The organism is Streptomyces sp. NPDC004327, from assembly GCF_042873935.1.
Lineage (GTDB): Bacteria > Actinomycetota > Actinomycetes > Streptomycetales > Streptomycetaceae > Streptomyces.
Map to the genome: position 1 here is coordinate 514,873 of NZ_JBIAME010000006.1, position 22,679 is coordinate 537,551.

The 22,679-nt window shown below is 72.6% G+C and carries 20 protein-coding genes; 6 read left to right on the forward strand and 14 right to left on the reverse strand.

All coding sequences use genetic code 11. The features are described 5' to 3' along the window. Positions 1-78: 78 nt before the first annotated feature. Together lpdA and ACFYU9_RS23105 are read left to right on the forward strand one after the other, a co-directional pair. Positions 79-1,482 (forward strand): dihydrolipoyl dehydrogenase, encoded by a 1,404-nt coding sequence (gene lpdA / locus ACFYU9_RS23100; protein WP_389210643.1) that lies wholly within the window; start codon positions 79-81, stop codon positions 1,480-1,482. A gap of 132 nt (positions 1,483-1,614) precedes the next feature. Then, positions 1,615-2,271, forward strand: a complete 657-nt coding sequence (locus tag ACFYU9_RS23105) for a rhomboid-like protein (protein WP_389210641.1) — start codon at positions 1,615-1,617, stop codon at positions 2,269-2,271. Between the two features lie 77 nt (positions 2,272-2,348). Here ACFYU9_RS23105 and ACFYU9_RS23110 read toward each other — a convergent pair whose 3' ends face one another. The 9 genes from ACFYU9_RS23110 to ACFYU9_RS23150 all read right to left on the reverse strand — a co-directional run bounded on the left by ACFYU9_RS23110 (position 2,349) and on the right by ACFYU9_RS23150 (position 12,072). Beyond that, a complete protein-coding gene (locus tag ACFYU9_RS23110) occupies positions 2,349-3,155 on the reverse strand; it encodes an HAD family hydrolase (RefSeq protein WP_389210639.1) in 807 nt (268 codons plus the stop codon). Continuing rightward, on the reverse strand, positions 3,152-4,441 hold the full coding sequence (gene serS, locus ACFYU9_RS23115) for a serine--tRNA ligase (protein ID WP_389210637.1): 1,290 nt from the start codon (positions 4,439-4,441) through the stop codon (positions 3,152-3,154). The genes ACFYU9_RS23110 and serS overlap by 4 nt, the downstream gene beginning before the upstream one ends. Before the next feature lie 316 nt (positions 4,442-4,757). After that, complete coding sequence (pheA, locus tag ACFYU9_RS23120) at positions 4,758-5,693, reverse strand: prephenate dehydratase (RefSeq protein WP_389210635.1); 936 nt, start codon at positions 5,691-5,693, stop codon at positions 4,758-4,760. 61 nt (positions 5,694-5,754) lie between these two features. Beyond that, complete coding sequence (efeB, locus tag ACFYU9_RS23125) at positions 5,755-6,987, reverse strand: iron uptake transporter deferrochelatase/peroxidase subunit (RefSeq protein ID WP_389345915.1); 1,233 nt, start codon at positions 6,985-6,987, stop codon at positions 5,755-5,757. Between the two features lie 73 nt (positions 6,988-7,060). After that, the gene (locus ACFYU9_RS23130) at positions 7,061-9,112 is read right to left on the reverse strand and encodes a copper resistance CopC/CopD family protein (RefSeq protein ID WP_389345846.1); all 2,052 of its coding nucleotides are present in this window, start codon (positions 9,110-9,112) and stop codon (positions 7,061-7,063) included. Between the two features lie 39 nt (positions 9,113-9,151). Further along, complete coding sequence (locus ACFYU9_RS23135) at positions 9,152-9,625, reverse strand: copper chaperone PCu(A)C (RefSeq protein WP_389345847.1); 474 nt, start codon at positions 9,623-9,625, stop codon at positions 9,152-9,154. Beyond that, positions 9,622-10,341 (reverse strand): SCO family protein, encoded by a 720-nt coding sequence (locus ACFYU9_RS23140; protein WP_389210629.1) that lies wholly within the window; start codon positions 10,339-10,341, stop codon positions 9,622-9,624. Before ACFYU9_RS23140 ends, ACFYU9_RS23135 begins: the two co-directional genes overlap by 4 nt. Before the next feature lie 31 nt (positions 10,342-10,372). Further along, a complete protein-coding gene (locus ACFYU9_RS23145; RefSeq protein WP_389210627.1) occupies positions 10,373-11,137 on the reverse strand; it encodes a YcnI family protein in 765 nt (254 codons plus the stop codon). A gap of 116 nt (positions 11,138-11,253) precedes the next feature. Further along, positions 11,254-12,072 carry a hypothetical protein gene (locus ACFYU9_RS23150; protein ID WP_389210625.1) on the reverse strand — a complete coding sequence of 273 codons (819 nt, stop codon included), beginning with the start codon at positions 12,070-12,072 and terminating at the stop codon, positions 11,254-11,256. Positions 12,073-12,327: 255 nt separating this feature from the next. On the opposite strand from ACFYU9_RS23150, the gene ACFYU9_RS23155 reads away from it, so the two are divergent. After that, positions 12,328-12,780 carry an ATP-binding protein gene (locus tag ACFYU9_RS23155; RefSeq protein WP_389345848.1) on the forward strand — a complete coding sequence of 151 codons (453 nt, stop codon included), beginning with the start codon at positions 12,328-12,330 and terminating at the stop codon, positions 12,778-12,780. 58 nt (positions 12,781-12,838) lie between these two features. Here the strand turns inward: ACFYU9_RS23155 and ACFYU9_RS23160 are convergent, their stop codons facing one another. Further along, on the reverse strand, positions 12,839-14,314 hold the full coding sequence (locus ACFYU9_RS23160; RefSeq protein ID WP_389210621.1) for an aminopeptidase P family protein: 1,476 nt from the start codon (positions 14,312-14,314) through the stop codon (positions 12,839-12,841). Positions 14,315-14,497: 183 nt separating this feature from the next. After that, positions 14,498-16,030 carry a PP2C family protein-serine/threonine phosphatase gene (locus ACFYU9_RS23165; protein ID WP_389345849.1) on the reverse strand — a complete coding sequence of 511 codons (1,533 nt, stop codon included), beginning with the start codon at positions 16,028-16,030 and terminating at the stop codon, positions 14,498-14,500. A gap of 380 nt (positions 16,031-16,410) precedes the next feature. On the opposite strand from ACFYU9_RS23165, the gene ACFYU9_RS23170 reads away from it, so the two are divergent. Continuing rightward, a complete protein-coding gene (locus tag ACFYU9_RS23170) occupies positions 16,411-17,166 on the forward strand; it encodes a bifunctional DNA primase/polymerase (RefSeq protein WP_389210617.1) in 756 nt (251 codons plus the stop codon). Positions 17,167-17,353: 187 nt separating this feature from the next. Beyond that, positions 17,354-17,968: a hypothetical protein gene (locus ACFYU9_RS23175; protein ID WP_389345850.1), complete on the forward strand. Its 615-nt coding sequence runs from the start codon at positions 17,354-17,356 to the stop codon at positions 17,966-17,968. A gap of 219 nt (positions 17,969-18,187) precedes the next feature. On the opposite strand, the gene ACFYU9_RS23180 is transcribed toward ACFYU9_RS23175, so the two are convergent. The 3 genes from ACFYU9_RS23180 to ACFYU9_RS23190 form a co-directional block, all read right to left on the reverse strand. Next, a complete protein-coding gene (locus ACFYU9_RS23180) occupies positions 18,188-19,165 on the reverse strand; it encodes a DUF5926 family protein (protein WP_389210614.1) in 978 nt (325 codons plus the stop codon). 238 nt (positions 19,166-19,403) lie between these two features. Further along, a complete protein-coding gene (locus tag ACFYU9_RS23185; protein WP_389210612.1) occupies positions 19,404-20,009 on the reverse strand; it encodes an ATP-binding protein in 606 nt (201 codons plus the stop codon). 229 nt (positions 20,010-20,238) lie between these two features. Then, positions 20,239-21,060 carry a glycerophosphodiester phosphodiesterase gene (locus ACFYU9_RS23190; RefSeq protein ID WP_389345851.1) on the reverse strand — a complete coding sequence of 274 codons (822 nt, stop codon included), beginning with the start codon at positions 21,058-21,060 and terminating at the stop codon, positions 20,239-20,241. Positions 21,061-21,211: 151 nt separating this feature from the next. Here ACFYU9_RS23190 and ACFYU9_RS23195 point away from each other — a divergent pair, with 151 nt between their 5' ends. After that, on the forward strand, positions 21,212-22,675 hold the full coding sequence (locus ACFYU9_RS23195; RefSeq protein WP_389345852.1) for a S1C family serine protease: 1,464 nt from the start codon (positions 21,212-21,214) through the stop codon (positions 22,673-22,675). The last annotated feature ends 4 nt before the right edge of the window (positions 22,676-22,679 follow it).

Here is a 22,679-nt window from a genome sequence, read left to right on the forward strand (position 1 = left end):
CCCGACCACGTCGCACCGACCGGACTACTGTGGGCTCGTACGTGTGCCGAACACCCTCACCACCCTCGGGAGTCAGTCATGTCAGACCGCTTCGACGTCGTCGTACTCGGAGCTGGCCCCGGCGGCTACGTCGCCGCCATCCGCGCCGCCCAGCTGGGCAAGCGGGTCGCGGTCGTCGAGGAGAAGTACTGGGGCGGTGTCTGCCTGAACGTCGGCTGCATCCCCACCAAGGCGCTGCTGCGCAACGCCGAGCTCGCCCACATCTTCAACCACGAGGCCAAGACCTTCGGCATCAAGGTCGACGGCACGGTCACCTTCGACTACCGCGAGGCGTTCAGCCGCAGCCGCACGGTGGCGGACGGCCGCGTCAAGGGCGTCCACTTCCTGATGAAGAAGAACGGCATCACCGAGTTCGACGGCCGGGGCACCTTCCTCGACGCGAACACCCTCCAGGTGGCGAAGGCCGACGGCACCACGCAGACGATCACCTTCGACAACTGCATCATCGCCACGGGCGCCTCCCCGCGCCTGCTGCCCGGCACCGCCCTCAGCGACCGGGTCGTCTCGTACGAGCAGCAGATCCTCGCCGAGGACGCCCCGCAGTCGATCATCATCGCCGGCGCCGGCGCGATCGGCATCGAGTTCGCGTACGTGCTGAACAACTACGGCACCAAGGTCACCATCGTCGAGTTCCTCGACCGCATGGCCCCGCTGGAGGACGAGGAGGTGTCCAAGGAGCTCGCGAAGCAGTACCGCAAGCTCGGCATCGACGTCCTCACCTCGACCCGGGTCGAGGCCATCGACGAGTCCGGCCCGCAGGTCCGCGTCACCGTCACCGGCAAGGACGGCGTGCAGAAGGTCCTGGAGGCCGACAAGGTCCTGCAGGCCATCGGCTTCGCGCCGAACGTCTCCGGCTACGGCCTGGAGAACACCGGTGTCGCCCTCACCGAGCGCGGCGCCATCGACGTCGACGGCCGGGCCCGCACCTCCGTGCCGCACATCTACGCCATCGGCGACGTCACCGCGAAGCTGATGCTCGCGCACACCGCCGAGGCCATGGGCGTCATCGCCGCCGAGACCATCGCGGACGCCGAGACGATGGAGCTCGACTACCCGATGATCCCGCGCGCCACGTACTGCCAGCCGCAGATCGCGAGCTTCGGCTACACCGAGGCGCAGGCCCGCGAGAAGGGCTACGACGTCAAGGTCGCCAAGTTCCCGTTCATGGCGAACGGCAAGGCGCACGGCCTCGGCGACTCGACCGGCTTCGTGAAGATCGTCGCCGACGCCAAGTACGGCGAGATCATCGGCGCCCACCTGATCGGCCCCGACGTCACGGAGCTGCTGCCCGAGCTGACCCTGGCGCAGCAGTGGGACCTCACGGTCCACGAGGTCGCGCGCAACGTGCACGCGCACCCGACGCTGGGCGAGGCCGTGAAGGAAGCGATCCACGGCATCGCCGGTCACATGATCAATTTCTGAGGTCCTCCCCGGAGTTTCTCCGGGACCGCGAAGGTTTCTCTCATAAATCACCCAGCTCGGGGTGATAGGCACTGATATGTGCTGAGCAAAACCTCCCCGGGTGGCGAACCGTCCCGGCCGATCAGGTCGTGGGTGCGTTCGTCACCCGGTACGCACCTCTGGCTGTTCGTCATCGCGGTCACCAGCCTGGTCATCGCGCTCTCGCCCGACCGGCTGGAGCGTTATCTGCTGCACCGCAACAGCAGCAATCTCTTCCAGCTCTCCCACCATCCGATGCGCGCCCTGCTGGGCAGCGCCTTCTGGATCGAGAACCCGGAGAGCCTGCTCCTCTACGCCGTCCTCTTCGAGGTCCTGCACGCGCCCGTCGAGCGCTGGCTCGGCACGCTGAAATGGCTGACCGTCGTCGCCACCGCGCACGTCGCGGCCACCCTCGTCAGCCAGGAGGTGGTCCTCCTCGCCATCCGGGACCAGGACGTGCCGCGCAGCATGGCGCACGTCGTCGACATCGGGGTGAGCTACGGGCTCGCGGCCTCGGCCGGCATCCTCACCTACCGGCTGCCGCGCCCCTGGCGCTGGCTCTACCTCGCCGGGGCGGTCGCCTTCTTCGTCGTGCCGCTGCTCACCGACCGCACCTACACGGACCTCGGGCACGCGATCTCGCTCGCCATCGGCCTGGCCTTCTGGCCGCTCACGAGATCACCGGGGCCGGGTCCCGGTCCGGGCAGCGGGCCGGGCCCGGGACCGGGGCGAAAACCGCTGGTGGGCGGCGGGGAGGGCGGCGCACACTAGGGGTACGAGAAACGGGGCGGCCGCTTCGAGCGCGCGGAGGCGAACCGCGCGGGCCGCCCCGCTTCTCGTTTTCCGCGTCAGGACCGGAGCAGACGCTCCAGGACGACGGCGATGCCGTCCTCCTCGTTCGAGCCGGTCACCTCGTCGGCGACCGCCTTCAGCTCCGCGTGCGCGTTGGCCATCGCCACGCCCCGGGCCGCCCAGCCGAACATCGGTATGTCGTTGGGCATGTCGCCGAAGGCGATGGTGTCCGCGGCCTTCACGCCGAGCCGGCGCGCGGCCAGCGAGAGCCCGGTGGCCTTGCTGAGGCCGAGCGGGACGATCTCCACGATGCCCGGGCCGGCCATGACGACGTCGACGAGCCCGCCGACGGTCTCCCGGGCGAGCCGGGTCAGCTCGTCGTCGGTCAGCGTCGGGTGCTGGATGTAGAGCTTGGTCAGCGGCGCCGCCCACAGCTCGGCCGGGTCCTCGTACGGGACGTACGGCAGCGGCCCGTCCTGGGTCCGGTAGCCGGGGCCGATCAGGACCTCGCCCTCCAGGCCGTCGCGGCTGGCGGCCAGGGCCAGCGGCCCGGCCTCCGCCTCGATCTTGGAGAGGGCGAGCCCGGCGAGCTGCCGGTCGAGGGTGAGCGAGGTCAGCAGCCGGTGCTCGCCGGCGTGGTAGACCTGCGCGCCCTGCCCGCACACCGCGATCCCCTCGTAGCCGAGGTCGTCGAGGATGTGCCGGGTCCAGGGCACCGCCCGACCGGTCACGACGATGTGCGCGGCGCCGGCCTCGGTCGCGGCGACGAGCGCCGCGCGCGTCCGCTCGGAGACGGACTCGTCGGCCCGCAGCAGCGTGCCGTCGAGGTCCGTCGCGACCAGGCGGTAGGGGAACGTGGTCACTTGGAGACCGGCTCCAGGACCTCGCGGCCGCCGAGGTAGGGGCGCAGCACCTCGGGCACCCGCACCGAGCCGTCGGGGAGCTGGTGGTTCTCCAGGATCGCCACGATGGTGCGCGGGACGGCGCACAGCGTGCCGTTCAGGGTGGCCAGCGGCTGCACGGTCTTCTTGCCGTCCTTCTCCTCGCGCATGCGCACGGAGAGGCGGCGGGCCTGGAAGCCGTCGCAGTTGGAGGCGGAGGTCAGCTCGCGGTACTTGCCCTGGGTCGGGATCCACGCCTCGCAGTCGAACTTGCGCGAGGCGGAGGCACCGAGGTCGCCGGTGGCGACGTCGATGACCTGGAAGGGCAGCTCCAGGGAGGTGAGCCACTGCTTCTCCCAGTCCAGGAGCCGCTTGTGCTCGGCCTCGGCGTCCTCCGGCGCGACGTACGAGAACATCTCGACCTTGTCGAACTGGTGGACGCGGAAGATGCCGCGGGTGTCCTTGCCGTACGTGCCGGCCTCGCGGCGGAAGCACGGCGAGAAGCCGGCGTAGCGCAGCGGCAGCTTGTCGGCCTCGATGATCTCGTCCATGTGGTACGCGGCGAGCGGGACCTCGGAGGTGCCGACCAGGTAGTAGTCGTCCTTCTCCAGGTGGTACACGTTCTCGGCGGCCTGGCCGAGGAAGCCGGTGCCCTCCATGGCGCGCGGGCGGACCAGCGCGGGCGTGAGCATCGGGATGAAGCCGGCCTCGGTGGCCTGCGCGATCGCCGCGTTGACCAGGGCGAGCTCCAGGAGCGCGCCGACGCCGGTCAGGTAGTAGAAGCGCGAGCCGGAGACCTTGGCGCCGCGCTCGACGTCGATGGCGCCGAGGGCCTCGCCGAGCTCCAGGTGGTCCTTGGGCTCGAAGCCCTCGGCGGCGAAGTCGCGGATGGTGCCGTGCGTCTCGAGGACGACGAAGTCCTCCTCGCCGCCGACCGGCACGTCCTGGTGGACGATGTTGCCGAGCTGGAGCAGCAGCGCGCGGGCCGTCTCGTCGGCCTCGTTCTGCTCGGCCTCGGCGGCCTTGACGTCGGTCTTGAGCTGCTCGGCCTTCTGCAGCAGCTCGGCGCGCTCCTCGGGGGACGCCTTGGGGATCAGCTTGCCGAGCGCCTTCTGCTCGGAGCGGAGTTCGTCGAAGCGGACGCCGGACGACCTGCGCCGCTCATCGGCGGAGAGCAGGGCGTCGACGAGGGCGACGTCCTCTCCACGGGCGCGCTGGGAGGCGCGAACACGGTCGGGGTCCTCACGGAGCAGGCGAAGGTCAATCACCCCACCAGGCTACCGGTGCGGCAGGGGCGCCCCTAGCCGATATGGGATTGCATGTCACTTTGCCCGAATTGCTTTGCTTTCCGGTGAATTAGCTGTTCCGGAGTTCTGCACAGCGGGGCGAGTTATCCACAGGCTGTGCGAAAGATCTGTGGACGAATGCGAGTCGTCGATCTTTGACGCATTTTCCCACCCCTTCGGGTGGGAATTGCTCGCTCCAAAGTGTGGGGCCCCGGACCTGGGGTGACGACGATTTGTCGACCTATGCGGACCGCCTTGTCGACTTGTCCCCAGGCCTGGGGGCGAGCCTGTGGATAACTCAGGCCCGGCCGTCCTGGGCCCGGGCCAGCCAGTCCGACGCCGCCGTGAACTCGGTGTCCGTCGTCCCGCGCCGCAGCGGCCGCACGTCCTCGGGCGCGACGCCCGCGCGCGGGTACGAGCCCAGGAAGCGCACCTTCGGGCAGATCCGCTTGAGGCCCATCAGCGCCTCGCCGACCCGCCGGTCCGAGATGTGGCCCTCCGCGTCGACGGCGAAGCAGTAGTTGCCGATGCCCGCGCCCGTCGGACGCGACTGGATCAGCATCAGGTTGACCCCGCGCACCGCGAATTCCTGGAGGAGTTCGAGCAGGGCGCCCGGGTGGTCCTCGCCGAGCCAGATCACCACCGAGGTCTTGTCGGCGCCGGTGGGCGCCGCCGGCCGGGCCGGCCGGCCCACGAGGACGAAACGCGTCTCCGCGTTCTCGGCGTCGTGGATCTCGGTGACCAGCGGTTCGAGCCCGTACGTCGCCGCCGCGAACTCGCCCGCGAAGGCCGCGTCGAAACGGCCCTCCTGCACCAGCCGGGCGCCGTCCGCGTTGGAGGCGGCCGACTCCCACACCGCGTCCGGGAGGTGCGCCCGCAGCCAGTTGCGCACCTGCGGCTGGGCGACCGGATGGCCGGTGACCGTCTTGATCTCCGACAGCTTCGTCCCCGGCCGTACGAGCAGGGCGAAGGCGATCGGCAGGAGCACCTCGCGGTAGATCATCAGCGGCTCGCCCGAGGCCAGCTCGTCGAGCGTGGCGGTCACCCCGCCCTCGACCGAGTTCTCGATCGGCACGAGCGCCGCCGCCGCCTCACCGCTGCGCACGGCGTCCAGCGCCGCGGGCACCGAGACCATCGGGACCAGCTCCCGCGTCGCGGCCTCGGGCAGCGTACGCAGCGCGGCCTCCGTGAAAGTGCCTTCGGGACCGAGATACGTATACCGGGTGGCGGACATACGGTCACCCTAATGGAGCGGGTCCGTCCCGACGGGGCCGTTCTACGCCTTGAGAAGCCGCCTACGACTCGAGCAGCCGCTGGCCCACGTACTCGCCCTCGGCCGGACCGCCCGGCACCGCGAACAGACCGCTCGACTCGTGCCGTACGAACGCGGACAGCGCGTCGCCCCGGTCGAGCTTGCGCTGCACGGGTACGAAGCCGCGGAGCGGGTCCGCCTGCCAGCAGACGAACAGCAGACCGGCGTCCGGGGTGCCGTCGGGCGCGATCCCGTCGTGGAAGGAGAACGGCCGGCGCAGCATCGCCGCCCCGCCGTTCTGTTCGGGGGCGGAGATCCGGGCGTGGGCGTTGTCGGGGATGACGGTCTTGCCGTCCGGGCCGAGCTTGTTCAGATCCGGCTTGGTGGTCTCGGTCCCGCCGCTCAGCGGCGCGCCGTCGGACTTTCGCCGTCCGATGACCTTCTCCTGCTTGTCGAGCGGCAGCTTCTCCCAGTCGTCGAGCAGCATCCGGATCCGCCGCACGACCGCGTACGAGCCGCCCGCCATCCACTCCGGCGCGCCCTGGGGGACGAAGACGCGGTGGTCGAAGTCGGGCTCGGACGGCTTGGGGTTGTTCGTGCCGTCGACCTGGCCCATCAGATTGCGGGCCGTCATCGGCCGGCCCGTGGCCCCGGCGGAACGGTTGAAGCCGTTCATCTGCCAGCGCACCCGGGCCGCCCCCGCCGCGTCCTTCTGGACCGCGCGCAGCGCGTGGAAGGCGACCAGCGCGTCGTCCGCGCCGATCTGCACCCACAGATCGCCCTCCGAGCGCTTCGGGTCGAGGGCGTCGGACGAGAAGGCGGGCAGCGGGTCGAGCTGCGCCGGGCGGCGCGCGGCGAGCCCGGTGCGGTCGAAGAAGCTGCGGCCGAAGCCGAAGGTCACGGTCAGCGAGGACGGCCCGGCGTCGAGCGCGATCCCGGTGTCGTCGGTCCCGGGCCTGCCCGCCATCAGCTCCCTGGCCGTGGCCGACCAGCGGCGGAGCAGCGCGGCGGCCTCCTTGCGGCCGGCGCCGGGGGCGAGGTCGAAGGCGATCAGATGGCCGCGGGACTGAAGCGGAGTGGTGATCCCCGCTTGATGTTTCCCGTGAAACATCACCTCGGTCGAACCGACCGAGGCGAGGGCCTGCGGGCCCGCCGCGCCGGGGGCGGAGCCGTCACCGGACACGGCCGCGGAGATCCCGGCGCCGCCGGCCGCGCCGATCACCAGTCCTGCGGCACCGGCCGCACCGACCGTGCCGAGCACCCGTCGCCGGGAGATCTCAAGGGTGTTGTCGCTGCTCGGGTTGCTCGGGTTGCTCGGGTTGCTCGGGTTGCTCGGGTTGTTCACGGGGCTAGCCGATCTTCACGTTCTTCTCGATGGTGGTCTGGTCGATGTCGGAGGTGCGGACCGTGACCTGCATCAGCCATTCGCCCGGCATCGGGAGCTGCACGCCGGCCGCACTCCAGTGTCCGGTCTGGACCCGGTCGGGCAGCACCGGCAGCGGGCCGATGTTCTTCTCCTTGAGGGTGAAGGCGACCTTCACCTCGGGCACGTCCAGGCCCCGGCCGTTGGGCCGCAGTACGTAGATGTGCAGCGCGTTGGCGCCCGTACGGCCCGGGTCGAGGGTGAGCTGGACGGTGCCCTTGCCGTCGACGCCGCCCGTGTCGAAGGGCAGCCGGACGTCGATCGGGCGGTTGGGGACGGCGGTGGAGCCGGCCGCGGCCCGGCCGGCGCCCGTCTCCTCCTCCGTGCGGGCGGGCTCGGTGGCGGTCAGCACGGTGGTCACGGCGAGCAGCACGACGGCGACGGCGGCCTCGGTGAGCACCGAACGGCGCAGCCCGGCCCGCTCGGGGTCGGCGTCCCGCGCCTTCTTCCGCCGCGCGGTGGCGACGGCGGCCCGCTGCCGGGCGAGCTGCTCGGCCCGCTTCTCGTCGATCTCGGCGGTCTCGGCGGCCTCGGCGGTCTCGTCGGCCCCGGCGGCGTCGGCGCCCCCGGCCTTCGAAGGCGCCCCGGCCGAGGTGCCCTCCGCCGACTCCGCGCCCTCCGCCGACTCCCCGGTCTCCTCGGCGGCCCCGGTCGCCCCGGCCCGTACGGATCCGGCCCGTACGGATCCGGCCTGTACGGATCCGGCCGGCTCGGCGAGGCGCCGCACCCAGCGCCGCGACACCCAGCCGAGGCCCACGAGCACGGCGACCAGGCCGATCTTGACCAGGAGCAGCTGTCCGTACCGGGTGTCGGTGAGGGCCGACCAGGTGCCGACCTGCCGCCAGGACTGGTAGATCCCGGTGGCGGCGAGGACGACGACCGAGCCGAACGCCACCTTCGAGTAGCGCTCGACGGCCGACCGCTCGACCGACGGCGCCCGGTACAGCGCCACGAGCAGTGCGGTCAGACCGCCCAGCCAGGTGGCCACGGCCAGCAGGTGCAGGATGTCGACGGGCATCGCGATGCCCGGCTGGAGCCCGGTCGAGGCGTGCTCGGCGAGCGCCCAGGTGCCGGCGATGCCGGCGGCGACGACGGTGCCGCCGAGCGCCAGCCCGAAGGTGAGGTCCCCGCGCTCCTCCCGCGCCTCGCCCTCGTTCTCCTCGTCGCGCGGCTCCACCTTCCGGGCGTACGCGCCGAACAGCACGGCGACGAACAGCGCCGCCGCGCCGAGCAGCAGCAGCCGCGAGGAGAGCGCGGCCCCGGTCTTCGTCTCCAGGACGGCCCGCAGCCCGGCCAGGTCGAAGACGTCGGCCAGCTTCCCGGTGCGGGTGTACGGGTGACGGAGCAGCAGCAGCGCGAGGGTGGACGCGGTCAGCGTGAGCCAGCCGCGCACCACGAGCTTCTGCACCGGCCGCACGGCCGCGCCGCGCGGCCAGCAGGCGAGCACGAACGCACCGCCGCCGACGAGGACGACGAAGGCGGCGTACGACAGGTAGCGCGCGATCCCGTACAGCGCGCCGACGACACCGCCGCCCACCGGGGTGTCCGGCAGGGCGACGGCGGTCTTCGACGGGGCGCCGATCGAGAAGGTGAAGGCGCCGGAGACGGGGTGGCTGTCGGCGGAGACGGTCTGCCAGGCCACGGTGTAGGTGCCGTCGGGCAGTCCGGGCAGCAGCGCGACCCCGTAGCGGACGGTCGAGCCGCTGCACCGGTCGCGGATCTCGCCCGTGTCGGCCCGCTTCCCCGCCGGGTCGAGGACCCGGATGGAGTCGCCGCTCATGGCGACCTGTTCGGAGAAGGTGAGGTCGACCTCCTTGGGGGCGGTGGCGACCACCGCCCCGTCCTGCGGGTCGCTGCCGGTCAGTGCCGCGTGCGCGGACGCGGGGCCCGCCGTGGCGAGCAGGGCGCCCAGGAGCGCGGCGGCGACGAGCAGCAGCCGGGCGAGGGCCGGTCCGAGGCGCGGGGCGGTGGTGGTCACGGGCTTGGTCACTCCCTTCCTGTCACTCCGTCAGGGCTTTCAGTGCTGCTTCGGGTTGTGGTTGGGGGCCTCGACGGGAAGTTCGACCTTGATGGGGGCGGACTTCTCGAAGTGCAGCTCGATGCCGACCTTCTCGCCCTGCTTGGGCTGCTTCTTCAGCTCCATGAACATGATGTGGCTGCCACCGCGTTCGAGCTTGAGCTCGCCGTTCGCCGGGATGTCGAAGGACTTCACCTCCTGCATCTTCTGGTTCTTGGACTCGTGGATCGTGATGTCGTCCGAGAGCGAGCTGGTGACCGAGGTGAGCTTGTCGGCGGTGTTCCCGCCGTTGGTGATGGTGAGGAAGCCGCCGGCCATGTCCATCACCGGCTGCGGCATGAACGCGCCGCTCACCTTCAGCTCGGGCCCGCTCTTGGCGTCCGAGGACGAGGACGAACACCCGGTCAGCGCGAGCGCGGCGGCGAGCGCCACGGCCGAGGCGGAGGCGGACAGGGTGGTGGTGCGGCGGGTCACGGGTTCTCCCCCTTGATGAGCTTCGGCAGGTCGGCGGCGTACTGGTCGGCGGTGGTGTCCTCGCCGTACAGGACGTAGCCCTGGTCGGTCGTCGGCGAGAACGCGATCACCTGGGCGCCGTGCATGGAGACGACCGTGCCGTCCTTCTCCTTGGCCGGCGGGTCGATGCCGATGCCGATCGAGCGCGCCCCGGCCTGGATGGCGGAGAAGTCGCCGGTCAGGCCGGTGAACGACGGGTCGCCGGCGGCGGGCAGCCACTTGCCGAGCTCGGCGGCGGTGTCCCGCTCCGGGTCGGTGGTGACGAAGACGACCTGGAGCTTGTCCTGGTCGGCCTTGGGCAGCTGCTTGCGCGCGATGGCGATGTTGCTCATCGTCAGCGGGCACACGTCGGGGCAGTGGGTGTAGCCGAAGTAGATCAGCGTCGGCTTGCCCTTGGTGCGCTCGCGCAGGTCGTACTTCTGGCCCTTGGTGTCGGTCAGGACCAGGTCGGGCTTGGTGAACGGCCGGTCGAGGACGGTGGCGGCCTTGGTGTTGTCGGTGCCGCCGGAGACGTCGGCGACCGGCGCGTTGCTGCCGGACGTGCCGTCCGGGCTGTCGCTGCCGCCGCCGAGGCCGACGGCGGCCGTGATGCCGATCGCGGCGACGATCGCCACGGCGGCGGCGATCAGCGGCGCACGGCGGCCGGGGCGGCCGCCGTCAGTCTTGGTGTCAGACATGGCTGGTGCGTCTTTCGGGAGGGGATGTGCGTCAGGCCGAACGGCGGCGGCCGGCCAGGACGCCGAAGGCGACGCCGGCGAGGCCGATGACGATGCCGACGACGCCGAGCACGCGGGCCGCGTTGTCGGTCCCGGAGGCGGCGGCCTCCTTGTGGTCGCCGTCCTTGTGCTCGCCGTCCTCGTGCGCGCCGGCCTTGTCGTCGGCGGCCTTGGCGGCACCGTCGTCGTGGTGGTCGTCGTCGCCCGCGGCGGCGGACAGCTTCAGGACCGGCGCCGGGTTCTCGGGCTCGGCGGCGCCGTCCTTGGGCTCCTCGATCCAGCGCACGACCTCGTTGTTGTCGTAGGTCTGCAGGGCCTTCAGGACGAGCCGGTCGGTGTCCTCGGGCAGCTGGCCGAGGGAGAGCGGGAACTGCTGGAACTGGCCGGGGCCGATCTTCGAACCGTCCGCCGTCCAGGTCACCTTGGAGACGGCCTCGTTGATCTTGTTGCCGTGCATCTCCAGCGGCTTGGCGAGCTTCGCCTTGGTGACCTCGACCTTCCAGCCGGGGACCGGCTGCGGCATCACGGAGGCCAGCGGGTGGTCGGTCGGGAAGGAGAGCTCGACCTTGACGGTGGAGGCGTTGTCGCGCTCGTTCGGCACCTTCAGGTTGACGGTCGCGTAGCCGCCCTTGGCGGCCTGGCCCTGCGGCTGCACGCTGACGTGCGCGAACGCGGTGCCGGACAGCAGCAGGACGGAGGAGGCGGCGACACCGGCGGCGACGGCGGCACGGGAGACGAACGTACGGGAAACGCTCATGGCGGACACTCCAGCTCATGGGAAGGGTCGGAAGACAGGCGTGTGCGGTCCGCGTGCGGACGCGGACGGCCGCGGACCCGCCCCTCCCGAATTGCTTCGTGGCTGGAGCGGTCCGCTCAGGCTGCGAGGACGCAGCGGGCGGCGGCCGGCGGGCCGCGCCTGATCACCGTGTGCTGAAGTGCCTCGGCCACCGGCGGCGGCGAGGAGTCGAAGGCGGTGCGCGCGGGCCCGCGCGGCCCGGTGGCCGGAGCGCCCGGCAGGCCGGCGAGCAGGGCCCGGACGAGGGAGAGCGCGGCGCGCAGCGAGCGGACGAGCGCGCACGAGGCGAACTCGGCGGCGCCTTCCGCCGACAGCCGGACGAGCCGGCCGAGGGCCAGGTCGCCGCGGCGCAGCAGCCAGCCGGTGGCGAGCGCGGCGAGCAGGTGACCGAGCAGCATCGGCAGGCTCGGCAGCAGTTCGGCGGGTGCGCCGGCGGCCCCGGCGGAGTCGGTCACCAGACCGGTCATGCCCGCCATGTGCGCGTGCGCGCCGGCCGTGACCGGGGCGGCGGGGGCGATCCCGGCGGCGTCGACGATGCGGGCCGCGTCGGCGGGTCCCAGCGCGGAGGCGCCGCGCCCGCAGACCAGCTTGGCGGCCAGGTTCACGAGCGCGTCGTCCGACCGCGGGCCCAGGGCCAGCGGCCGCTGCCCGAGCCCGAACAGGGCGTGCAGGGCGAGCTGTCCGGTGGTGAGCGCGCCGACGATGAACGCCAGCGAGCGCTCGCGTCCCGCGGCGAGCACCGTGCATCCGAAGACGAAGAGGAAGCCGGCGACCAGCGACCACAGCGCGATCCCCGCACAGGCGGCCAGCGCGTGGCCGAGCGCGGACAGCACGACACAGACCGCGGTGAACACCGCGGCCCTCAGCATGCGTGGCGCGAGCGCGGGGGCAGACATGGCGGGCCCATCATCGCACCAGGCCCACCCCGCCCATACGGCAGGTCCGGAAGGTCACCCTTGTGCCCCTTCAGGCGGCATACCCGGGCGCACACCGGTCAGCTGACACCCGCTCGCATACACCGGCACACGGATCCGCGCATCCGCTGAACGGGCGTGCTCGCGGTCCCAGGGGGCTTATGGACCACGCGGTGGGGCAATACGTATCGGTATGTCGTGCCGCAGCAGGTCGAGCCGCAGCCAGGAGGCTGGAGCATGAGCATCTGGTGGTCCCTGCATCTGCGGCGCGAGGCCGCGAGCGTGCCGCTCGCCCGGCGGTTGCTGCTCGGCACGATGGAGACCGCGGGCGTCGACCCGGACGTCTCCTACGACCTGTCGGTGGCGCTCACCGAGGCGTGCGCGAACGCCGTGGAGCACGGCGGCGGCCCGGCCCGCCGGGGCGGTCCGGCCTCGGAGGCGTACCGCGTCACCGCCTATCTCGACGGCGAGACCTGCCGCATCGAGGTGGCCGACTCGGGCCCCGGCTTCCAGCGCGGCGGCGCCCCGGCACCGCCCGCCGCGGACGACGCCGAGAACGGGCGCGGTCTGCGGCTGATCGAGGAGCTCGCCGACCACGTGCACGTCGGGCGTACGGGCCGCGGCGGCGCGCTGGTCAGCTTCGACAAGCTCCTCAAATGGCGCCCGGACGCGCCGCTCGCCCTGACATGACGTACGCGAGGGGCCCCCGCCGACGACGTCGGCGGGGGCCCCTCGCGCGGGTGACGGGTCAGCCCTGCAGGCCGGCCATCCACGCCTCGACCTCGGTGGAGGTGCGCGGCAGGGCGTCGGACAGGTTCCGGTGACCGGAGTCCGTGACGAGGATGTCGTCCTCGATGCGGACGCCGATGCCCCGGTACTCCTCCGGCACGCTCATGTCGTCGGCCTGGAAGTACAGACCCGGCTCGACGGTCAGGCACATGCCCGGCTCCAGGGTCGTGTCGACGTACGCCTCGGTGCGCGCGGCGGCGCAGTCGTGGACGTCCATGCCGAGCATGTGACCGGTGCCGTGCAGGGTCCAGCGGCGCTGCAGGCCGAGCTCCAGGACGCGGTCGGCCGGGCCCTCGACGAGGCCCCACTCGACGAGCTTCTCGGCGAGCACGCGCTGCGCGGCGTCGTGGAAGTCACGGAAGGCGGCGCCCGGCTTCACCGCGGCGATGCCGGCCTCCTGGGCCTCGTACACGGCGTCGTAGATCTTGCGCTGGACGTCGGTGAAGCGGCCGTTGACCGGCAGGGTGCGGGTGACGTCGGCGGTGTAGAGCTCGGTGGTCTCCACGCCGGCGTCGAGCAGCAGCAGGTCGCCGGAGCGGACCGGGCCGTCGTTGCGGACCCAGTGCAGGGTGCAGGCGTGCGGGCCGGAGGCGGCGATGGTGCCGTAGCCGACGTCGTTGCCCTCGACGCGGGCGCGCAGGAAGAACGTGCCCTCGATGTAGCGCTCGCTGGTGGCCTGGGCCTTGTCGAGGACCTTGACGACGTCCTCGAAGCCGCGCGCGGTCGACGCGCACGCCTTCTCCAGCTCGGCGACCTCGAAGGCGTCCTTCACGAGGCGGGCCTCGGAGAGGAAGATCCGCAGCTCCTCGTCGCGCTCGGCGGTGACCTTGTCGGCGAGGGCGGCCTCGATGCCGGCGTCGTGGCCGCGGACGGCGCGGACCGGGCCGGTGGCCTCGGTCAGCCGCGCGGGCAGCTCGCGGACGTCCTTGGCCGGCAGGCCGAGCAGCTGCTCCGCCTCGGCGAGGGAGTGACGGCGGCCGACCCACAGCTCGCCCTGGCCGTCGAGCCAGAACTCGCCGTTCTCGCGGTTCGAGCGCGGCAGCAGGTAGATCGTGGCCTCGTGGCGGTCCGTGCCGGCGACGGGCTCCAGGACGAGCACGCCGTCGTGGGTCTGGTCGCCGGTGAGGTACGCGTACTCGGTGGAGGCGCGGAAGGCGTACTCGGTGTCGTTGGACCGGGTCTTCAGGTTGCCGGCCGGGATCACCAGGCGCTCGCCCGGGAAGCGGGCGGACAGCGCGGCGCGGCGGGCGGCGGTGTGCGCGGCCTGGGCGATCGGGGCGAGGTCGTGCAGCTCGGTGTCGGCCCAGCCGGACTTCATGTTGTCGGCGAGCTCGTCGGAGACGTCCTGGTACAGACCGTTCTTCCGCTGCTTGATCGCCTGCTCTTCGGAACCTTCCGGGGTCTCCGGGGTCTCCGTCGTGAGCTCATCGGCCACGGTTCTGCCTCCTTTGGTACGACACTGAACCATCACCATCGTACGTTCGTGCGGAAGCAACCCGGAGGCGGAAGCCCCGCTTCCGGTAAGTCACCGGGTGGCACTTCTCACCCGGGAATCACCCCGAGACCACCGGGGACCGCCCTGGGATCGCCCTGAGCTCACCCGAGGCTCATCCAGGGCTCACTCGAAGCGGGCGGCGAGCAGCACCACGTCCTCGCCGTCGGCGGCCACTCCCTCGGGGCCGTCCAGGCACTCCGGGAACAGCGTCCGCAGGACGTGGTCGGCGACCGCGCCCGGGTCGGCCCGGTCCGCCCGGGGCACGCTCGCGGCGGCCGCGTGCAGCCGCGCGAAGGCCCGGTCCATGGGCTCGCCGGTGCGGCGCAGGAGCCCGTCGGTGTACAGCAGCACCGTTTCTCCGGGTGCGGGCGACAGCTCCACGCTGGGCGCCTCCCAGCAGGCCAGCATGCCGAGCGGGGCGGACAGCGAGGTCTCCACGTACGTGGTGCGCTGCTCGCCGACGACCAGCGGCGGGGCGTGCCCGGCGCCGGCGAGGACGATCCGGCGGGCGGCCGGCTCGCAGTAGGCGAAGAGCGCGGTGGCCGAGCGGGCGGGCTCGGTGACCCGGAGCAGCAGCTCCAGGTCGGACAGGACGGCGACCGGGTCCTCGCCCTCCATCACGGCGTAAGCGCGCAGCGAGGCGCGCAGCCGGCCCATGGCGGCCAGGGCGCTCGGCCCGCTGCCGGTGACGGAGCCGACGGCGAGCCCGAGGGCGCCCTCGGGCAGCGGCAGCGCGTCGTACCAGTCGCCGCCGCCGCGCGGGCCGGTGCGGTGCCGGGCGGCCAGCTGCACGCCCGGGACCCGCGGGAGCCGGCTGGGCAGCAGCTCCTCGGCGATGGTGGCGGCCCGCACCCGGGCCCGCTCGACCTCCAGGAGGCGGGCGAGGTGCTCGGTGGCGAAGCGGCCGTAGAGCCCGATGAGGTGGCGCTGGCGCTCGGCCGGCTCGGCGGGCTCGTCGTACAGCCAGACGACCGCGCCGAGCTTCCCGGCCTCGGCCGTGGCGAGCGGCAGGGCGTAGCTGGCGGCGTAGCCGAGCCGGGCGGCGACCTCGCGCAGCCGCGGGTCGAGGTCCTCCTCGGAGCGCAGGTCGGGGACGGCGACGGGGCGGGGCAGGGCGCCCTCGGGCAGCGGGTCGAGGCCGTCGAGGATGCGGCCGTAGGAGGTGACGCTGCGCGGCACGGTCTCGATGGTGCCGAGCTCGGCGTGGGCGAGGCCGAGGCCGACGGTGCTGGCGGGGCCGAGGCCGTCGGCCGGTTCGAGCACGGCCATCCCGCGGCGCGCGCCGACCAGGGCGGCGCCGGCGCGCAGCAGCTCGCGCAGCGCCTCGTCGAGCGTGGCGGTCCTGATCAGGGACTCGGTGAGTTCGTGGAGCAGGGTGAGGTCGGAGACCCAGCCCGCCAGCCGGTCCTGCAGCGGCGTGCCCAGGGGCATGGAGGAGACCTGTGCGGCGAGCGGCGCGCCGACGGCCGCCGCAGTGTGCGGGGGAGAGGGAACGGTGGAATCGATTCCGGCCACTTTCGGCGCGCGAGGTGTAGTCATGGCATGCGGCTTTCCGACCTGCGCGTTTCCAGCAATAGCATGGCAAACCCCCAAGTCATTCTGCGCAGCTATCCATCGATCCACATCTACACGCACATGTAGATCGATGTCCAGCATTGTCACGATGGGACTTCTGGTGTCCGCGGGATCGGGCGAGAGGGTTGAAGACTAGGGGAAGTTGGCTGAAAATTGCCCCCGGTGTGCACCATTTGCGGTCGACTGGCGTCGTTTGAAAGAGCGTCATTCCGAGCGTGACGGGTACGTAATCGGTGACGGGCAGGGGCAGTTGACGACGCCCCTGAATACGGACGCGGAACCCGGGCGTCCTCATCACCGCAGGCCGCACCCCTCTCCCCGAATGGCGGGGAACGTGTTCCGGCAGGACTGCCCACGGAGCTCGGGCGCAGCTCGTACGCACAGTGAAGAGACGTGCACATGGTGTGATGTGCGCGTGGTGTGATGTGGATTCTGGCGTTCAACGGAAAGGACGAGCGCTCATGCGCGAGATCCCCGGAAGGCGACGCGGGCTCCGGTTCCGGCGCGGCAAGCGCGATGCGGGCATGGAGGGTGTGGCGAAGACCGTCCCAGGTCAGCTCGACGCGGCGCTGCTGTACGCCACCGCCTGGGCCTGGCCGGTGCTCCCCGGCGTGGGGCTGCGGTCGGGCGGAGCGCGTCCGACGGCAGCGGGCGCCGAGGCCCGTACGGGAGCGGGCGACCTCGTCGCCGCGGGCTGTGCGTGTCCCGACCCCGAGTGCGTCGCGCCCGGCGCGCACCCCTTCGACCCCGGCCTCCTCGCGGCCACCACCGACGCCCGCATGATCCGCTGGTGGTTCGGCGGCCGCCCCGACGCCCCCGTCCTGCTCGCCACCGGCGGCCGCGCCCCGTGCGCCGTGAGCCTGCCGGCCGCCGCGGGCGCCCGCGCGCTGGCCGCGCTCGACGCGCAGGGCATGCGGCTCGGCCCGGTCGTGGCCACGCCCAACCGGCTGGCCGTCCTCGTCGCCCCCTACGGCCTCGAACGGCTCGGCGAACTCCTCTACGCGAAGGACAGCGTGCCCGGCTCGCTGCGCTTCCACGGCGACGGCGGCCATCTGCCGCTGCCGCCCTCGGTCACCGGGACCGGTCAGGTCCGCTGGGAGCGGGCGCCGCTCGAAGGCTCGGCGCGGCCGTGGCTGCCGGACGTCGAGGCGGTCCTGGACGCCCTCGTCGAGGCGAGCACGAGCACGCCGGGCGGCGGCAGCCGGCTCGCGTACTGACCCTGGCGCCGACCCGCGCGGCGGCACACGCACGGAGCACGCACGGAGCACGCGCCCGCGGGCTCACCCGTACGGGTAAGGAACGCCCGGTCATCCCGGGGAATCGGGCGCGCGGCCGGCCGGGAGCCCGCCGGTCGCGGATATCTTCGCCGGAGGATCATGCGGGGGATCTTCCGGAGGAGGGCGCGTGAGACCGGCGCGGCTGCGCGTGCCGGCCCTCGGGGCCGTCGTGTCGATCGCCGTCCTGGTGCTGATCGCGGCGACGGCCGGCCCGTCGGGAACCGCGGTCCCGGAAGGCGGCGCGAAGGGCGGCGCGAGCGACGGTGCGAAGGGCGCGACGTCCGGGCGGGGCCTCCTGGCGGAACTCGGCCTGACCGCCGCCCGTACCACTGCCCGCACCTCCGGCCTCTCCGCCGCCCCCTCCCCCTCCCCCGTCTCCTCCTCCGGCACCCACTGCGGCCCCGAACTCGCCTCTCCCGACGGCGTGGAGGCGCAGACGTGCGTGGTGAGCGAGGGCGCCGACACCTGGGCGCGGACGTACTACCGCAACGCGACGGGTCAGGCGCTCGACGCCGTGCTCACCCTGATGGCGCCCGGGCGGACCGTGCAGGTGCGGTGCGCGGCGCCGGCGCGCGACGACGCGGGGACCTGCGAGACGCCGCGGGAACGGCGGCGGCGCGGTGCGGTCGCGGATCACGAGGACTATTCGGCCGTGGCGGAATTCGCGGGAGCCGGCGAGGGTGACAGCACGCCGCTGCTGCTGCGCTCGGGGAGCAACACGGCGGAGCCGGAGGGAAGTTGAGCCTCGTACGGATCCGGGAGCGGATCCAGGGCATGGAAAGGCCCGATCGCTGGCGACGGGGGATGCACCAGCGACCGGGCTTCCAGAACGGTAACAAGAGATTGGCCGTTCGCAAATTCGATCTCGGTTATTCGGACAGGGATTTAGCCCTTACGGCGAGATCTTGTGGCAGACGTCACCGACTGGTCGGTCTGTCAGTCACGGATACCACCTGGGGTATCAGCTGAGCGTCACCTGACGGTTGGTGAGACCGCCGCGCGCACGACGCTCCTCGACCGTGAGGGGAGCGTCGGTCGCGAGCGCCTCGGCGAGCCGCTCGGCGAACTCGGCGGCCGGCTTCTCGCACTCCTCCGCGGTCATCGAGGTCGGCAGGTCCCACACGGGAACCATCAGACCGTGCGCCCGGAAGGAGCCCACCAGGCGGGTGTCCGGACCGATCGAGGTGGTGCCGGCGGCCTGCAGCCGGGCGAGCGCGTCGAGCAGCCGCTCCTCCGGGTGCGGCATGACCCAGCGCAGGTGGTTCTTGTCCGGGGTCTCGCACCAGTAGGCGGAGTCGACGCTCGTCAGCTTCACGGTGGGGATGGCGGCGGCGTTGGCGCGCTCCAGGGAGGCGGCTACCTCCGGGCTGGAATTGTCCGCGGTCTCCGGAATCCAGAATTCGAATCCCGAGTGCACCTCCGGCGCAAAATCGCTGTTCGGGTCGAGCAGCTCCTGCAGCCGCGGTCCCTCGGCCTCCACGCGGCGCGGGGCGACCGGCGTGCCCGGCTCGGCCACCAGGGCGCGCTGCAGGGTGTCGGCGAGGTCGCGGGCCAGGTCGCCGGTCGACGACTCGTTCTGCAGCGCGAGCAGCACGGAGCCGTCGTCGCGGCGCAGCGCCGGCCACGCCATCGGCAGCACGGTCGCGAGCGTCACGGACGGCACGCCGTCGGGCAGCCCGTCCTTGAGCGTGAGCGGCACGGTCGCGGCCGGCACCAGCTCGCGCAGCGCGACCCAGTCGCACTCGCCCGGCAGCCCCTCGAACGGCCGCTGCACCAGCTCGGCCACGGCGTGCGCGGCGGCCCGCCCGTGGCACGCCTTGTAACGGCGGCCCGAACCGCAGGGGCACGGCTCACGCGCACCGACGACCGGGATCTCCCCGCTCGTGACCTGTGCCTGCCCGGCCTTGCCGGACTTCGTCTGAGGGCGCTTCTTGGCCATGGTGGGTCTTTCTCCCGATCGCGGCGATCCAGTATCGGCCGCGAGCCTAGCCGCCCGGGGCCGCGCGGGGCGCGGGGCGAGCGGTGTGGCGTACGGGACGGGGGGCGCGCGTCCCGGGTACGGGAGGGGGCCGGGCGCCCTCGGCACCCGGCCCCGATCCGTACGCACGCGCGTGGCGTCCGATCGCCCCGCGCCTCAGTCCGTACGCGCGCGCCCTGGCGTCCGAACGCCCCGCGCCTCAGTCCAGTTCGTCGTACGCGTCGAGGAAGTCCAGGCCCGAGCCGACGCCCACGCGCGCCGCGAAGTCCTCGCGGCGATGGCTGTCGGCGACGAAGGCCCAGACGGTGACCTCGCCGGTCGCGCTGTCGCGGACGCCCCAGTCCTGGGCGAGCGCGCTGATGATGTTCAGCCCGCGGCCGCCGCGCGCGGTCACCGACGGGGTGGCCGGAATCGGGCGGGTCGGGCCGCCGCCGTCCGTCACCTCGACCGTGAGCCCGCCGCGTCTGTCGACGCTCCACGCGGCCCGTACGTCACCGTCGCCCACGTCCGTGCCGGGGCCCAGCGGCCTGCCGTGCCGACAGGCATTGCTCAGCAGTTCGGAAAGGATCAGCACCGCGTCGTCGACGACCGATTCGGACATCCCGCTGCGGCTCAGCTGCTCCCGCATCCGGTGTCGCGCCTCACCCACGCCCGCAGGACCATGAGGTACGGCCATGCTCGACGACGTGGGCACCTCCTGTGCCACCACCAACGCCACCCCCGAGACCTCCTTTGCCCCACGCCACGAGGTGAATGCCCCAATGGCCTGGACCGGAAACCGGCCAGTACGCCTCCGGTGACGCACTCGTGACGATCGCGTACGTTCCGAACGCGCCGGTGCACACCCCGCACGCCCGTGACAGCCGTGACAGAAGGGGCTCAAGCGGCCGAAGCGACGGCCGAAGCGACGACCCTATCGGCGCCTTTATCGGCACCCGCACCTGTGACCGAATCGGTGCCTGCGCCGATGCCCGCCCGGGTGTCCGGATCGGTGCCCGTGCCGATGTGCGCCCGGGTGTCCGGATCGGTGCCCGTCAGCGGCCCAGCTGCGCGAGGACCTGCTTCGGCCGGTTCGTGATGATCGCGTCGATCCCGAGACGTACGCACAGCTCCACGTCCTCCGGATCGTCCACCGTCCACACGTGGACCTGGTGGCCCGCCTTCTGCAGGCGCAGGATCACGGCCGGGTTGTGCCGCACGATCCGGATCGAGGGCCCGGCGATCCGCGCGCCCGCCGGCAGAGCGCCGGCGCGCAGCCGGGGCGTGAGGAACTGGGAGAGCGAGACCGTCGGCAGCGTCGGCGCGGCGGCGGCGACGCGGTGCAGGGAGCGCGCCGAGAAGCTCATGACGCGTACGGGCGACTCCTCGGGCGTGGCCGGCTTGGCGAGCCCGAAGCGGTCGAGCAGCTGGAGCAGCTTCTCCTCCACCTGTCCGGCCCAGCGGGTGGGGTGCTTGGTCTCGATGGCCAGGTCGATCCGCCGGCCGGCGTCGGAGACCAGCTCAAGGAGCCGTTCGAGGGTGAGCACGGAGGTCGCCTCGGGGTCGCCCCAGTCGGGGCTCTCGCCGGACTCGTCGCGCCCCTTCCACGTACCGAAGTCGAGCGCGGCGAGATCGGCGAGCTCCAGCGCGGAGACGGCGCCCTTACCGTTGGAGGTGCGGTTGACGCGCCGGTCGTGGACGAGGACGAGGTGGCCGTCGGCGGTGAGCCGGACGTCGCACTCCAGGGCGTCGGCCCCGTCCTCGATGGCCTTCACATAGGCGGCCAGGGTGTGCTCGGGGGCGTCGTCGGAGGCGCCGCGGTGGGCGACCACCTGGACGGGGAGCGGGCGGCTCGGCGGCTGCGGTGCGTGGGTCACCGCGTCATGGTACGGGCGTCCGGTTTGCCCGCAAGTAAACAATAGGGTGCGGACGCACAGCTCCGGCTTACAGTGGCCTGACGTGCTGTGGGAAAAGCTGACCCCAGCACCTGCGACAAACGACCGATCGCCAGTGAGCGAGGAGAGAGCTGTGAGCACCGAGAACGAGGGCACGGCGGTTCCGGCGGACCAGACTGCCCCGTCCGCCCCCGCGACTCCTCCCACCCCGCCCGCGCCGCCCGCCACCCCTCCGGCGGCGGCGCCCGCGGGGCCCGCACCGCAGGCGGACCGGCCGGCGGCCGAGCCGCCGGCCGATGCGCCGACCGAGCCGGTGACGGCGGTCCAGGAGCCGGTGCCGGCAGCCGCCCACGCGACCCCCTCCCCGGCCGCGCCGGCGACTGCCCACGCGGCCGGAGCGGGCGGCTGGCCGCCCGCCCCGCCCGCGACCCCGGCCTGGGGCGTGCCCCAGCCGTACGCCCCCGAGCCGCCGCGCAAGCGGACCGGCGGCCTGGTCGCGGCGGTCCTCGTCGCGGCACTGGTGGCCGGCGGCGTCGGCGGCGGCATCGGCTACTGGGCGGCGTCCCAGCGCGACGGCGACTCCACGAGCTCGACGACGGTCGCCTCCGGCGAGGCCCCGTCCTCCTTCAAGCGCGACCCGGGCACGGTCGCCGCGGTCGCCGCGAAGGCGCTGCCCAGCGTCGTCACCATCACGGCGAAGTCCGGCGGCGCCGACGGCGAGGGCGGTACGGGCACCGGCTTCGTCTACGACAAGGAAGGCCACATCGTCACCAACAACCACGTGGTGGCCTCCGCGGCGGACGGCGGCACGCTCTCCGCGACCTTCTCCAACGGCAAGACCTACGACGCGGAGGTCGTCGGCCGCGCGCAGGGTTACGACGTGGCCGTGATCAAGCTGAAGAACGCGCCGTCGGACCTGACCCCGCTGCCGCTCGGCGACTCGGAGAAGGTCGCCGTCGGCGACTCGACGATCGCGATCGGCGCGCCCTTCGGCCTGTCGAACACGGTCACCACCGGCATCATCAGCGCCAAGAACCGCCCGGTCGCCTCCGGTGACGGCTCCGGCGGCAAGAACTCCTACATGAGCGCGCTGCAGACCGACGCCTCGATCAACCCGGGCAACTCCGGCGGCCCGCTGCTCGACGCGAGCGGCGCGGTGATCGGCATCAACTCGGCGATCCAGTCGGCGAGCAGCGGCTACGGCCAGTCCCAGGCGGGTTCGATCGGCCTCGGCTTCGCCATCCCGGTCAACCAGGCCAAGAACGTGGCCGAGCAGCTGATCAGGACGGGCAAGCCGGTCTACCCGGTCATCGGCGCCACGGTGAACATGCAGGAGAAGGGCGAGGGCGCCACCATCGCCGACCAGGGCTCCGGCGGCACCGCCGCCGTCACCCCGAACGGCCCGGCCGCGAAGGCCGGTCTCAGGGCCGGCGACACCATCACCGCCTTCGACGACCGCCAGATCGACAGCGGCCCGACGCTCATCAGCGAGATCTGGACCCACAAGCCCGGCGACACCGTCAAGATCACCTACGTCCGCGGCGGCAAGACCGCCACCGCCACCGTCACCCTCGGTGAACGCACGGGCGACAGCTGACCTG